Annotated in this window: 8 protein-coding genes; 3 read left to right on the top strand and 5 right to left on the bottom strand. The window is 64.1% G+C overall.

Translation table 11 applies throughout. The features are described from left to right. Positions 1–177: 177 nt before the first annotated feature. From C2L64_RS32465 to C2L64_RS32455, 3 genes are all read right to left on the bottom strand, one after another. A complete protein-coding gene (locus C2L64_RS32465) occupies positions 178–1,884 on the bottom strand; it encodes an FAD-dependent oxidoreductase (protein ID WP_007587738.1) in 1,707 nt (568 codons plus the stop codon). A gap of 55 nt (positions 1,885–1,939) precedes the next feature. Further along, positions 1,940–2,929, bottom strand: coding sequence for a DedA family protein/thiosulfate sulfurtransferase GlpE (locus C2L64_RS32460; RefSeq protein WP_007587733.1), 990 nt, complete (start codon positions 2,927–2,929; stop codon positions 1,940–1,942). Positions 2,930–3,226: 297 nt separating this feature from the next. Beyond that, positions 3,227–3,478, bottom strand: coding sequence for a hypothetical protein (locus C2L64_RS32455; protein WP_007587731.1), 252 nt, complete (start codon positions 3,476–3,478; stop codon positions 3,227–3,229). Between the two features lie 425 nt (positions 3,479–3,903). Between C2L64_RS32455 and C2L64_RS32450 the strand changes: the two genes are divergently transcribed. Continuing rightward, positions 3,904–4,425, top strand: a complete 522-nt coding sequence (locus C2L64_RS32450; protein WP_007587729.1) for a methylated-DNA--[protein]-cysteine S-methyltransferase — start codon at positions 3,904–3,906, stop codon at positions 4,423–4,425. 196 nt (positions 4,426–4,621) lie between these two features. On the opposite strand, the gene C2L64_RS32445 is transcribed toward C2L64_RS32450, so the two are convergent. Continuing rightward, the gene (locus C2L64_RS32445; protein ID WP_007587727.1) at positions 4,622–6,298 is read right to left on the bottom strand and encodes a methyl-accepting chemotaxis protein; all 1,677 of its coding nucleotides are present in this window, start codon (positions 6,296–6,298) and stop codon (positions 4,622–4,624) included. Between the two features lie 473 nt (positions 6,299–6,771). Here C2L64_RS32445 and C2L64_RS32440 point away from each other — a divergent pair, with 473 nt between their 5' ends. After that, positions 6,772–7,878: a porin gene (locus tag C2L64_RS32440; RefSeq protein ID WP_007587726.1), complete on the top strand. Its 1,107-nt coding sequence runs from the start codon at positions 6,772–6,774 to the stop codon at positions 7,876–7,878. Between the two features lie 13 nt (positions 7,879–7,891). Here the strand turns inward: C2L64_RS32440 and C2L64_RS32435 are convergent, their stop codons facing one another. After that, positions 7,892–10,234 (bottom strand): putative bifunctional diguanylate cyclase/phosphodiesterase, encoded by a 2,343-nt coding sequence (locus C2L64_RS32435; protein ID WP_007587725.1) that lies wholly within the window; start codon positions 10,232–10,234, stop codon positions 7,892–7,894. Between the two features lie 667 nt (positions 10,235–10,901). Here C2L64_RS32435 and C2L64_RS32430 point away from each other — a divergent pair. Then, on the top strand, positions 10,902–12,923 hold the full coding sequence (locus C2L64_RS32430; protein ID WP_007587723.1) for an acyl CoA:acetate/3-ketoacid CoA transferase: 2,022 nt from the start codon (positions 10,902–10,904) through the stop codon (positions 12,921–12,923). Positions 12,924–12,951 lie beyond the last annotated feature (28 nt).

The following is a 12,951-nucleotide window of genomic DNA, read 5'->3' as shown; positions in this document are numbered from 1 at the left end:
ATCCGTCCCAAGCCGATTGCTAACTGAAACCTGACTTGATCTTACGAAGTAGAAAGCATCACAGGTGCAAGCAGACGGTGGCTTATGTAACAACCAGTAAGCAGGCTGCCGAGCGGGGAAAAGAAGATGCGACCGGCCCGCGCGGCGAATCGCGCAGGCCGGTGCAAGTCGGAAGGATCAGGCGCCGAGCGCGACGGTCGTTTCGCCCGCGAGCTGGGCGAGCATCTGGTGGATCTGCGCGACGACCTGTGCGCCTTCGCCGACGGCAGCCGCCACGCGCTTCGTCGATCCCGCGCGCGCGTCGCCGATCGCATACACGCCTTCGACGGACGTGTTCAGATCGCACGCCGAGTTCGCGCCCGTAATCACGAAGCCCTTCTTGTCCAGTTCGACGCCGCAACTGCGCAGCCAGTCCGTATTCGGATCGGCGCCCGTGAACAGGAAAAGATGCCGTGAATCGAAGCAGTCGCGCCCGTCCGCGCATGGGTTTTTCAGGCCGACCTGCTCGAGCCCGCCTTCGCTGCCTTCGAGCCAGCCGATCTCCGAGCCCGGATACACGGTGACGTTCGGCAGCGACGCGATCCGGTCGATCAGATAGCGCGACATCGTCGCCTCGAAGCCGCTGCGGCGGATCAGCACGTGAATGTGCTTCGCATGCGAAGCCAGATAAACGATGCCCTGACCGGCCGAATTGCCGCCGCCGACCAGCACGATTTCCTCGCGCTTGCACAGCTTCGCCTCGACAGGCGACGCCCAGTAGTAGATGCCACGGCCGTCGAAGCGGTCGAGCCCGTCGATCTCGGGCCGACGATACACCGCGCCGCTGGCGATCACGATCGTCTGCGCGCGGATGCTGCCCTGACATTGCAGTTCGAGCCGGTACGGACGCTCCTCGCAGTGCAGATGCTTGACCTTGACGGGAATCGCGACGTGCGCGCCGAACTTCTGCGCCTGCACGAATGCGCGGCCCGCGAGCGCCTGGCCCGAAATGCCCGTCGGAAAGCCGAGATAGTTTTCGATGCGCGAACTGGCGCCCGCCTGGCCGCCCGGTGCGCGGCTGTCGAGCACGATCACCGACAAACCTTCCGAGGCCGCGTACACAGCCGTCGCGAGCCCCGCCGGACCCGCGCCGACGATCGCCACGTCGTAGACGTGCTCCGAGTCGAGATCGGGGATCAGGCCGAGGCATGTTGCCAGTTCCGGGTCGCTCGGATGGCGCAGCACCGAACCGTCCGGGCAGATCACGAGCGGCATGTCCTCAGGACCGGCCGCGAACTGTTCGATGACGCGCAGCCCGTCTTCATCGCGTTCGTCGAGCACGGTATGCGGATGACCATTGCGCGACAGGAAACCTTGCAGCGACACCAGCCGCCGGTCGTTGCTCTGACCGACGATGATCGGCCCGCCCGCGCCGCGCTCGATCAGCCCGACGCGGCGCAGAATCAGTGCGCGCATGATGCGCTCGCCGAGTTCGGCTTCCGCGACGATCAGCGCGCGCAGCCGCTCCGGCGAGATCAGCAGCGCTTCGACGTGTTCCAGCGCCAGGCCGTCGACGAGCGCCGGCTTGCCCGACAACTGGCCGACTTCGGCGAGGAACGAGCCCTGATGGTGTTCGTTGACGAGCATCTCGCGCCCGAGCCCGTCGCGCTGAAAGACTTTGACCGAGCCCTTCAGCAACACGAACATGCCAGGGCCGGTGCTACCCGTGCGACACAGCAACTCGCCCGCTTCGAAATCCTGCCGTTCGCCGAACCTGCACAGCCGCTTGATTTCTTCGGGCGTGAGTATGGGAAACATCTGGTGACGCCGCGTCGAAAGCGTCGAGAATGGCGCCTCGTTGACGGCGGCGCGTTGAGCGTCTTCACCCTCTCGCGTTACACCCATCGATTTTGCTCCTTGCTTTGCCGCGCGCCGGATGCGGCATGCAGCCAATGTCGGTTCAGACTGTCTTCGGCGTGATGCCGATATCGAGCGTCGGCTCGGCCTCTTCGGCGAGCGGTTCGAGCTGGCGGCCCGCGTCGCGCCACGCATCGAGGCCACCACGCAACGGAATCACGTCCTTGAAGCCGGCGTCCGCCAATTGCTTCGCCATCCACGCCGCCGACACTTCGTTCGGGCAGGAGCAATAGATCACGAGCTTCTGGTCGTGCGGATACTTCGCGACGATTTCCCCGAGCTGGCGCTCATCCGCGAATACCGAGCCGGGAATCACGAACGGATCGAGCGCGCGCTTTTCCTCCGAGCGGATGTCGAACAGCACGGGCGTGCGCTTGTCGAGCATCAGGTCGTACAGTTCGTCGACGTCCATGCGTGCCGTGGCGAGCTTCTTGATCAGCTGACGGCGCCGATACCAGCGGTACGCGCAGTAGGTGGCCAGCAGCACCACGACGACCACGGCCGTCATCTTGCCCAGACGGCTCGCGCCGGCGAACAGCATGTCGATCTGCTGCGCGAACACGACGCCGAGCCCGAGGCCGAGACCCGACCAGAGGGTCGCGCCGATGCTGTCGTACGCGAGGAACATGCGGTACGGCGTGCCCATCGCGCCCGCCATCGGGATGGAGACGATCGACAGGCCCGGCACGAACTTCGCGACGGCCAGCACGCGTACGCCCCAGCGGCCGAAGAAGCGCTCGGTCTTCTTCACGCAGGTGTCGCGCGACAGCGACAGCTTGCAGAGCGTTTTCAGCGTGTTGCCGCCGTAGATGCGGCCCGCCGCGAACCACGCGCTGTCGCCGATCAGCGTGGCGAACACCGCGAGCACCAGCACAGGCAGCACTTGCGCGCCGACCGAACCGGGATGCATCGCGGCCATCGCGCCGAATAGCACGAGGGAGGGCATCGCGGGCACGGGCAGCCCGATGGATGCGGCAAGTACATTGACGAATACGATAGCAGGCCCGTACTGCTCGACGAGATCATGTAGCATCGGCTTACTTTCGTGACCGTTTCGGCCTCGAAGACGACTGGAAGTAACTAAAAGATTATGGACGCATTTTCAACGCGTGCAAGAGAGGTGCGTTTTGCGTCCGGATATTGCCGACATGCGGGAAAAGCGCCTGTCGCCTCGGTCTTCGGCGGAAAGGCTTTGGTACGCTCGGTGAACGCCATGCGACGTTCGTCGAGGCGTCAAAGATGATGGTGACTGCGCAAAAAACAAGAGGCGCGGCGCCTGATTCAACCTGCGCCGCGCACTCTTCGTATGGCCATTGATGACTGCAGCGAATTATTGACGGTGGTTATGCTGCTCGCCCGGTAGCTCGGCGCCATGCGCGCGGATGGCTGCGATCAGTTCTGCAGGCGTGATTTCATAACGCACTTCACGGTGAATGCCCGGCTTGCGTTCATCGACTTCGATCAGAAGTATGCCTTTCCCGTCTTCTGTCGATTCGAGGCGCAGTGTGCGCAGTTCGCGACCCGTTGCGTCGTCGTGCTCGGTGAGCAGGGCCATTGCCCCGGAAGACCCGGTGGTGCGCATCGAAAATTCCCTCTTGCGTGATTGAACAACGTTGCCGAACAGGCATTGTAAGGGCAGTACCGCGCGCCGTCTGTCGCGTGGCGCTCACACTCCCCGGATTATGCGGGCGAGGCGTGCGCGATGCAGCGAAGGGACGCTGCGGTGCACGCAAATATAAGGCCGGCGCGGCTCCTGGCGGGGTGCCGCGATTTTTTTGCGTAGCAGCGGATAGGGGTGTCGCGCGGGTTTTGGGCGGTGCAAGGCACGGGTTTCGCGCAGGTTCGCGGTGTACGTCTGCCCGTTGTCATTGCGGTGACGCGCGCGTGTGATGGGTTTCGATCAGCAAGATCCGGGAGGCAGCGCCGCTTGCCGGTGCGATACAGTGGACGCATTCAGAAGGCCGCGCTGATTTTGCCACCCGGCCTTCGACCATGCAGGAGGATGTCATGAAGCAATGCATGTCGATGCCAAGCCCGCTGGGCGATATGTTGCTGCGCGCCGAAGACGACGCACTGACGGGCGTGTACTTCGTCGGACAGAAGTATTTTCCGGCTGCCGACGGCGCGCTTGCCGCTGCGAACGCGTCACGCGTGCTGCATCAGGCGCGCGAGCAGCTCGACGAATACTTCGCGGGTGAGCGCCATGCGTTCACTGTGCCTTTAAGAATGCTGGGCAGCGCGTTCCAGCGTGACGTGTGGGACCAGCTCGTGCAGATTCCGTACGGCGAGACGGCGAGCTACGGCAGCATCGCGCGGCGGCTCGGCTTGCCGCTTTCCGCGTCGCGCGCGGTCGGCGCGGCCAACGGGCGCAATCCCGTATCGATCATCGTGCCGTGTCATCGCGTGATTTCGAGCGCGGGCGACCTGACCGGCTACGCGGGCGGGCTGCATCGGAAGGAAGCGCTGCTGACGCTGGAGCGGCCGATGTCGAAAGCGCCGCAACAGCTGGAATTGCTCGCGTTCGGTTGAACGCGTCTCGCGGTGCGTCTTCGTGCAAGGAAAGCGTGAACGAGCCGCACCAAAAAAATAGCCCGTCCAAAAGAGGGCGGGCCGCGTAAACGCCGTTGTTACTCGGGTCAGCCGGCCCGTACACAATCCTGGGCGCTGACGAACGTATCTTTATCGGACAAATGCGCGCTGTCGAGATGGTAGTAACGATGATCCATCAGACCAAAGCGTCTTCGTCGACGGCAGCGCGCGCGACGTGAACCGGCGCGGCCGGGTTGCGCAACGCCCTGGCCGCGGGGCGCGCGGCTTTGCTGGCCGCGCCGCCCGCGTCCTGCGCGCCCGCGACGGTGAACAGGCGCACGGCTTCGTCGAGCACGTCGGCCTGTTCCGCGAGACGTTGCGCCGTCGCCGCAGCCTGCTCGACCATCGCGGCGTTCTGCTGCGTCGCGCTGTCCAGATGCGACACGGCCTGATTGACCTGGCCGATGCCGTCGGCCTGTTCGCTGCTCGCGTTCGCCACCTCGACAATCAGCGACGACACGCGCGCCACCGCCTGATCGATCACGGCCATCTGCGCCGTCGTTCGCGCGACGAGTTCGGTGCCTTGCGCCACCTCGTTCACCGTCGTATCGACCACCTGCTTGATTTCCTTCGCGGACGCCGCGCAACGCTGCGCCAGCATGCGCACTTCGCTCGCGACGACGGCGAACGAGCGGCCCGCCTCGCCCGCGCGCGCCGCTTCGACGGCGGCATTGAGCGCGAGGATATTGGTCTGGAACGCAATGCCGTCGATCACGCCCGTGATGTCGGCGATGCGCTTCGATGCCTCGGTGATGCCCGCCATCGTCTGCTCGACCTGCCGCGCGACCTTGCCGCCCGTCGCCGCCGCCGATTGCGCATCCTTGACGAGATCGAGCGCACGCACGGTCGCGTCGGCGTTGGCTTGCACGGTGGTCGTCAGTTGCTCCATCGTCGCCGCCGTTTCTTCCAGCGACGCCGCCTGCATTTCCGTGCGGCGCGCGAGATCCAGATTGCCTGTCGAGATTTCGTGTGCGGCGTCGAGCATCCCGCCGATCTGCGCGCGCACGTCGGAGACGATTGCGGCGAGGTTCGCCTTCAGCTGGTTGAGCGCCTGCAGCACGTCGCCGAGATCGTCGTGACGCGCGATGGCCAGATCGGCGGTCAGGTCGCCTGCCGCCATGCGCGTGGCGAACGACGCCATCGCATCGACCGGCTGACCGAGGTGGCGCGACAGCAACTGCGCGGCAGCGCCGCTCACCGCGGCCGTCACGCCGAACGCGATCCAGAACGGCAGCGGCGGCGTGCCGCCCCACGCCGCGAGGCCGGCTGCAAGCAGCGCGACGGGCGCGACCATGTAGCCGATCGTGGCGCGCATCGCGACGGGCAGGCGCATCAACGCGTGCAGCTTGCCGACCAGCCCCGTGCGCACGACCTCGCCCTGATGCAGCCGCACGCCGCGCGCCGCACCCGCGCGCATCTTCGCGTAGAGCGCTTCCGCCGCGCGTATCTGGTTGCGATCCGGCTTCACGCGCACGCTCAGGTAGCCGACGGGCGTGCCGTTCTCGACGACGGGCGTGACGCTCGCGCGCACCCAGTAATGGTCGCCGTTCTTGCGGCGGTTCTTGACGAACGCCGACCAGGGGCGGCCGGCGCGGATCGTCGTCCACATGTCGGCGAAGGCTTCGGCCGGCATGTCGGGATGGCGAATCAGGTTGTGCGGCTGGCCGATCAGTTCGTCGCGGCTGTAGCCGGACACGGCGATGAAGGCGGGATTGCAGTACTGGATCTTGCCTTTGAGGTCGGTTGCGGAAACGAGCATCTGCGAAGGCGGGTAGTCGTACTCGTTCTGGGTGACAGGCTGATTGTTGCGCATGACGTTCCTTGGACTGCCGGATGCCTCCGCATCCGAATGGTTCTGTAAGGCTTAACGGCATTGACCCCTGATGCTTTAGGGTTTTCCTGGTATTTGACTCAGGTAAATCGCGCTCGCGCCGATAACACCGAGTTCGGCGCCGCCGCTTTCAAAACCGACGCTGTCGTGTCGATTACGAGCGCCTGGCGTCGCATGAAAACAACGCCGGGCGCCGGATATTGGGCGTACGCTTTCGTGACGGGCCCGTCCTGGCGTGCCCTGGCGCGATACCCGGCGCCGACTGCGGCGCGGCACGCTGTTTTCGCTTTACTTCCGTTTCGCGCGAATCTGATAATGGGACTTACTTGCATTTCGTAATCTAGCTTACGGAGTGGTTCCGCGAAGTTCGACCCGCTCCCCTTGTGCGTGTGGCTGTTGTTCCTATAAAAGGTCGCCTTCCAAGGCCAAACCGACTCAACTCAGGGAAGCCAAGCATGTCCGCGAACAAGATCAACAAGAAAGTCGCAGCGGCCGTGAGCGCCGCGCTCCTCTCGCTCGCCACGGGCGCGCACGCGCAAAGCAGTGTCACGATGTACGGCGAGCTCGACACGGGCCTCGCATACATCAGCAACGCTGGCGGGCATTCTCAATGGAAGGCGACGTCGGGTCTCGTCGACGGCAGCTATTGGGGCTTGCAGGGTATCGAAGATCTGGGCGGCGGTTATCGCGCGATCTTCCGGCTCGAACGCGGTTTTTCCGTGACCTCGGGCGAGATGTTCAATGACCACCCGTATTACGTCGGGCTCGGCAACGAGCAGGCGGGTACGCTGACGCTGGGCCATCAGTACGACCTCGTTCACGACTATTTCGCGCCGTTCACGCTGACTGGCGGCACGGGCGGCACCGCGTTCGCCCATCCGTTCGACAACGACAACGCGAACAACACCTATCTCGCGGCGAACTCGGTCAAGTATGCGAGTCCGTCGTTCGGCGGCTTGTCGCTCGGCGGCATGTACGCGTTCTCTAACACGGCCGGGCAGTTTGCGAACAACCGTGCGTACAGCTTCGGCATGAACTACCAGGCGGGCGCGCTGAATGCGGGCGCCGCGTATCTGCATGCGAACGGGCGCGGCAATTCGTCGACGGGCGCGTATGAGCCCGTCGTGCTGCCTAGCGCCACCGGTGTATTCGACGCCGCCGTGCAGACGCAGAACACCTACGGCGTCGGCATCAGCTACGCGATCGGCGACTTCACGATGGCGGCGGCGTGGTCGCGCTCCACCTTCACTGGCGTGACCGTGATCGACACGGGCGGCGTGGCGCCGTCCGTCGGCTTTTCCAACTACGAAGTCAACGGCGTCTATCAGTTGACGCCGACGGTTGCGCTCGCAGGCTCGTACACGTACACGAAGGGATCGACCTCGCACTGGCACAACGGCGGCGTGCAGGCGGACTATCAGTTTTCGAAGCGCACGGACACGTATCTGGAGGCGATCTATCAGCGCTCGTCGTCGGGCGCGCCGGCCGTCATCAATACGACCGATCCTTCATCGAGCCACAATCAGGTGCTGATCGGCGCGGGCCTGCGGCACAGGTTCTGACAAGCGCGCGGTTTCACGGCGGTGTGATCAGTCCTTCGGGCGCCTGCGGCCGGCTGAGCAGATAGCCCTGCACATAGTCGCAGTTCACCTGGCGCAGAATATCGAGCTGCGCCGCTTCCTCGACGCCTTCCGCGATCACCTTGATACCCAGCTTGTGGGCAAGGCCGATGACGCCTTCGACGATGGTTTGCGTCGTCGGATCGTGCTCGATCTTCGACGTGAAATGCCGGTCGATCTTCAGCGTGTGCGGCTCGAAATCGGCGAGATACATGAGGCTCGAGTAGCCGGTGCCGAAATCGTCGATGGCGATGCACACGCCGAGCCGCTTCAGTTCGACGATCGACTTTTGCGCCTGCTTCGGGTTCTTCATCAGCGCGGTTTCCGTCAGCTCGATTTCGAGCTTGCCAGGCGGAATGCCGAACTGCTTGAGCGCGCGGTCCACCTCGCGCACGATCTGCTCGCTGCCCAGTTGCCGCGCCGAAACGTTCACCGACACACCCAGATTCATCGAGCCCGCCTGACGCCACGTGGCGAGCTGGCGCAGCGCGTTGTCGAGTACCCAGACGCCGACGTCCTCGACAAAGCCGGTTTCTTCGAGCAGCGGAATGAAATCGCCCGGTGAAATCTTGCCCCGCCTGGGGTGCTGCCAACGGATCAGCGCTTCCGCGCTATGCACCGCGAGCGAATGCGGCTCGTGAATGGTCTGGAAGTGCAGGAAGAACTGATTGGTCTTCAGCGCCTCGGGCACGTCGCGCTCGAGTTCGAAGTCGCCGATGGTCCGCGCCGCCTCCTTGCCCGCGAACTGATAGCCGTTGCGGCCGGTTTTCTTCGCCGCGTACATCGCGACATCGGCGCTCGACAGCAGCGCGTCGTGGCCGCTGCCATGCTCAGGGTAGATCGAGATGCCGATCGACGCCGTGATGAACGCGCCCGCGCTGTCCTGCAGCCGGTTTTCCGACAGCCCGCCGAGCAGCGCCTTCGCCTGTGTTTCGAGCCCCGCCTTGTCGACCACACTGCCGATCAGCACCGCGAACTCGTCGCCGCCCAGACGCGCGACATACGCGTCGCCCGGCAGCGAGCGGCGAATGATGCCGCCGACGTTGCGCAGCAGATGGTCGGCGGCGAGATGGCCGAGCGTGTCGTTGAGCACCTTGAAGCGATCGAGATCGACGAACATCAGGCCGAACGGCCTGCCCGCCGCACAGCGGCTTTCGATTTCACGCAGCAGCGCGGCGCGGTTCGCGAGGCCCGTGAGCGAATCGGTGTAGGCGAGGCGGTCCAGTTCCGCGATGCGCTCCTGCTCGACTGTGACGTCTTCCGTGATGCCGACGATGCGCAGCACATTGCCTTTGTCGTCGAGCACCGGGTAGCCGGTGCTGCGCAGCCAGCGCACCGAGCCGTCGGCTTTTCTGATCCGGTACTGTGCGCGGCCTTCCGTCGATTCGGCCACGATGCGCACCATCTCCGCCTGCAGCGCGGCACGGTCTTCCGGCACGACGAGTTCGCGCCAGCCGTTCGGATTGCGCATGAACTCGTCCGGCTCGATACCGAACACGTTCGATGAACCCGCGGTGATGTAATGGAAATATTCGAAGTTCGCGCTGTACGAGAAGAACACGAGTTTGACGTGCGCTTCCATCTCCGACATCAGCTCGCTTTTCGCGCGCAGTTGCTGGAGCAGTTGCGTCTGGCTCGTGATGTCGAGCGATGCGCAGACCACGGCGACGACCTTACCGGCATGGTCTTTCACGGGAATGAGTTGCGAATCCCACCACTTCGGCTGACCTGTGGTCGTCGTGCAACTGCCGCGGAACGAGGCGGGCGTGCCGTTCAGCGCGCTCCTGAAAGCGGCCGTCGCGGCGTCATTGTCGTCGCCTTTCCAGAAGCCGAGCCAGTCCGCGCCCGCCAGTTGCACGGGCGACGCCGCTTCCATCAGCGTCGCGCCGTAGTCGTTGATGCGCAGCATGTGCCCTTGCAGGTCGAGCAGCTTGACGCAATCACGGCTCGCATCGAGAAACGAACTGGCGAGTGCCGTGGTCGCCGCCTGTCGCGCTTTTTGCGCGGCGAAGCGCTGGCGCGTCGCGATCATCGCGATGGCGCCCACCGTCGCGCCGACGGCGACCTGCACGCTGAACGGCGCGCTCGCCGGCCCGCGCAGGGCCATTTGCAATGCGATGCTCGCCGCACCCGCGCCGATCCCCGTGGCGACGCTGATAGTGAAGCCAAACGGGCCAACCGGCCGGCGGTTCGACCATGCGTCGAGCAGCAGCGCGAGGAAGTGCTGGTCCTGGCGCGACGTGTCTTCGCCGTGCCGACGCAGCGCACGGCGCCATTTCAACGTGAGGCTCGTCGGCATATCCGGACTCGCCTTAATGCGCGCGCAATGCGCGGAGTGGGCGCAAAAGCGGCGCCGTAATAAACGCAGTGCGTGCCGCGGACGTGAGCGAACTCACGCGCGCCGCGCATCGTGCGTCGATCGGGTGGGGAAGTGTGTTGCCTTTCATGGTGGCCAGCCGCTTCGGCGGTAATTGTTGCTGCGCTTGCGGACGGCGCTGCTGTCTACGTTTACGGCGCGCCGGTGCATTTGTTTAGCCCATACGATTGTGCCTGTTTTTGAGGGGTCGAACTACCTCATCGTTGGTCACGCAACGGCGCGCATGCCGAATACCTTTTCGAAATGCGCGATGCATCGTTTTAGCAAAGAAATGACGCTCAATGGAAAAGCTCTGCTTACCTAAGCTTTCTCGCAACATCGAAAAAAGCGGCGAAAAGAAATATGTGAGTCGCTTTTAAATGAACGCCGGTTCGGCGAATCCGGATGCCTGAACGCCGCTGCCAATAAATGCTGACGATCGCTCTGCGGCTTGCTAAATTGCATGGTCAGGCACCGCAAAAAACAACCGCGCGCGCCTGCCGGTTGCACCTTGAGTGGCGCAACCCGCTACGGCGTTGTACGAACCGGTAGCAACCATCTTGCATGGGACGCTGAAGCGCTGAATCTGGTCAACAAAAAAGGAGACCCCATGCGCGCCGTATTCCAGTACCCGTTTCCCGTGACCGAGCGCAAGGTCGGGCGCAACAAGGTCGTCAGCGCGCGCGCCGCGGTCGAACTGATCCGTGCGGGCGACACGCTCGCGACGGGCGGTTTCGTCGGCGTCGGTTTCGCCGAGGAAGTCGCGATCGCGCTCGAAGAGCGTTTCTTCGATGCGAACGCGGCGACGTCAGGCGGACCGGGCGCGTTGGGCACGCCCGATGCGTCGAGCGCGCATCTCGACCTGACGCTCGTGTACGCCGCCGGCCAGGGTGACGGCAAGTCGAAAGGGCTGAATCATCTCGCGCATGAAGGGCTGGTGCGGCGCGTGATCGGCGGACATTGGGGGTTGGTGCCGAAGCTGCAGCAACTCGCTATCGACGGCCGCATCGAGGCGTACAACCTGCCGCAAGGCGTGATTTCGCACCTGTTCCGCGATATCGCCGCGGGCAAGCCGGGGCATCTGTCCACAATCGGCCTCGGCACCTTCGTCGATCCGCGCCACGGCGGCGGCAAGCTGAACAGCCGCACGGTGGAAGGTCTCGTCAGGCTGATGGACATCGACGGCAGCGAGTATCTGCTCTACAAGACCTTTCCGATCGACGTCGCGATCATCCGCGGCACCACGGCCGACGCGAACGGCAACGTCACGATGGAACGCGAGGCGCTCACGCTCGAAGCGCTGGCCATCGCGATGGCCGCGCGCAATTCCGGCGGTGTCGTGATCGTGCAGGTCGAGCGGCTCGCCGATACGAACACGCTCAATCCGCGCGAGGTGAAGATACCCGGCATCATGGTCGATTGCGTGGTGGTTGCACGGCCCGAGCATCATTGGCAGACGTTTGCCGAACCGTATTCGGCTGCCTTCGCCGGCGAACTGCGCGTGCCCGCGAGTTCCGTGGCGGCGATGGAGCTGACCGAGCGCAAGGTGATCGCGCGCCGCGCGGCGATGGAACTGATGGCCAATAGCGTCGTGAATCTGGGCATCGGCATGCCGGAAGGCATTGCGAGCGTCGCGAACGAAGAAGGCGTGATCGATCTGTTCACGATGACGACGGAGCCGGGCGTGATCGGCGGCATTCCGGCGGGCGGGCTGAACTTCGGCGCGGCGACGAATACGCAGGCCATCATCGATCAGCCGTATCAGTTCGATTTCTACGATGGCGGCGGTCTCGACCTCGCGTTTCTCGGGCTCGCGCAGGCGGACCGGCAGGGCAATCTCAACGTCAGCAAATTCGGGCCGAAACTCGCGGGCGCGGGCGGCTTTATCAACATCAGCCAGAGCGCGAAGCGCGTGGTGTTCGTCGGCACGTTCAACGCGGGCAATCTGGACGTCGCGATCGAAGACGGGCGCCTGAAGATCAGACGCGAAGGCAAGAGCCAGAAGTTCGTCGATGAAGTCGAGCATCGCACGTTCAGCGGCGAATATGCCGCGAAGCGCGGGCAGCACGTGCTGTACATCACCGAGCGCTGCGTGTTCACGCTGACGCCGCGTGGACTCGAACTGACGGAAGTGGCGCCCGGCGTCGACGTGGAGAACGATATCGTCGCGCAGATGGGCTTCAAGCCGATCATCGAGCGCCCGCCGCGCCTGATGGACGAGCGCATCTTTCGCGACGCGCCGATGGGACTGCGCACGCTGCTGCTTTGCCTGCCGCTCGAAGAGCGCTTCAATTACGACGCGGAGAAGAACATGTTCTTCGTCAACTTCGAGGGCTTGCAGGTGACGACGCAGGATCAGATCGACGCGATCTGGCAGCAGGTCGCATCGCTTCTGTCGGGTGTGCGGTTCAAGCCGCAGGCAATCGTCAATTACGACAATTTTTCTATCAATCCCGAGCTGATCGACATCTATTCGACAACCATTACGAAGCTCGTCAACCAGTTCTATTCGAGCGTTACGCGCTACACGACGAGCAGTTTCCTGCGCATGAAGCTGGGGGACGCACTGGAGCAGCGCGACGTCGCGACGTACATCAACGAACGGCCCGGCGACGCGTCAACGCACCGTTGAATGCCCGCTTGAACGAACATGTGGCCCT

This window comes from Paraburkholderia hospita, assembly GCF_002902965.1.
Lineage (GTDB): Bacteria > Pseudomonadota > Gammaproteobacteria > Burkholderiales > Burkholderiaceae > Paraburkholderia > Paraburkholderia hospita.
The sequence above is the reverse complement of the archived record's forward strand: the minus strand, read 5'-3'. Positions and strand labels throughout refer to the sequence as shown.

What these genes read in the sequence shown, in the direction of transcription:
- C2L64_RS32440 (WP_007587726.1), top strand. Translation starts at nt 6,772, where the DNA reads ATGTCCGCGAACAAGATCAACAAGAAAGTCGCAGCGGCCGTGAGCGCC.
- C2L64_RS32465 (WP_007587738.1), bottom strand. Translation starts at nt 1,884, where the DNA reads ATGGGTGTAACGCGAGAGGGTGAAGACGCTCAACGCGCCGCCGTCAAC.
- C2L64_RS32455 (WP_007587731.1), bottom strand. Translation starts at nt 3,478, where the DNA reads ATGCGCACCACCGGGTCTTCCGGGGCAATGGCCCTGCTCACCGAGCAC.
- C2L64_RS32460 (WP_007587733.1), bottom strand. Translation starts at nt 2,929, where the DNA reads ATGCTACATGATCTCGTCGAGCAGTACGGGCCTGCTATCGTATTCGTC.
- C2L64_RS32435 (WP_007587725.1), bottom strand. Translation starts at nt 10,234, where the DNA reads ATGCCGACGAGCCTCACGTTGAAATGGCGCCGTGCGCTGCGTCGGCAC.
- C2L64_RS32445 (WP_007587727.1), bottom strand. Translation starts at nt 6,298, where the DNA reads ATGCGCAACAATCAGCCTGTCACCCAGAACGAGTACGACTACCCGCCT.
- C2L64_RS32450 (WP_007587729.1), top strand. Translation starts at nt 3,904, where the DNA reads ATGAAGCAATGCATGTCGATGCCAAGCCCGCTGGGCGATATGTTGCTG.
- C2L64_RS32430 (WP_007587723.1), top strand. Translation starts at nt 10,902, where the DNA reads ATGCGCGCCGTATTCCAGTACCCGTTTCCCGTGACCGAGCGCAAGGTC.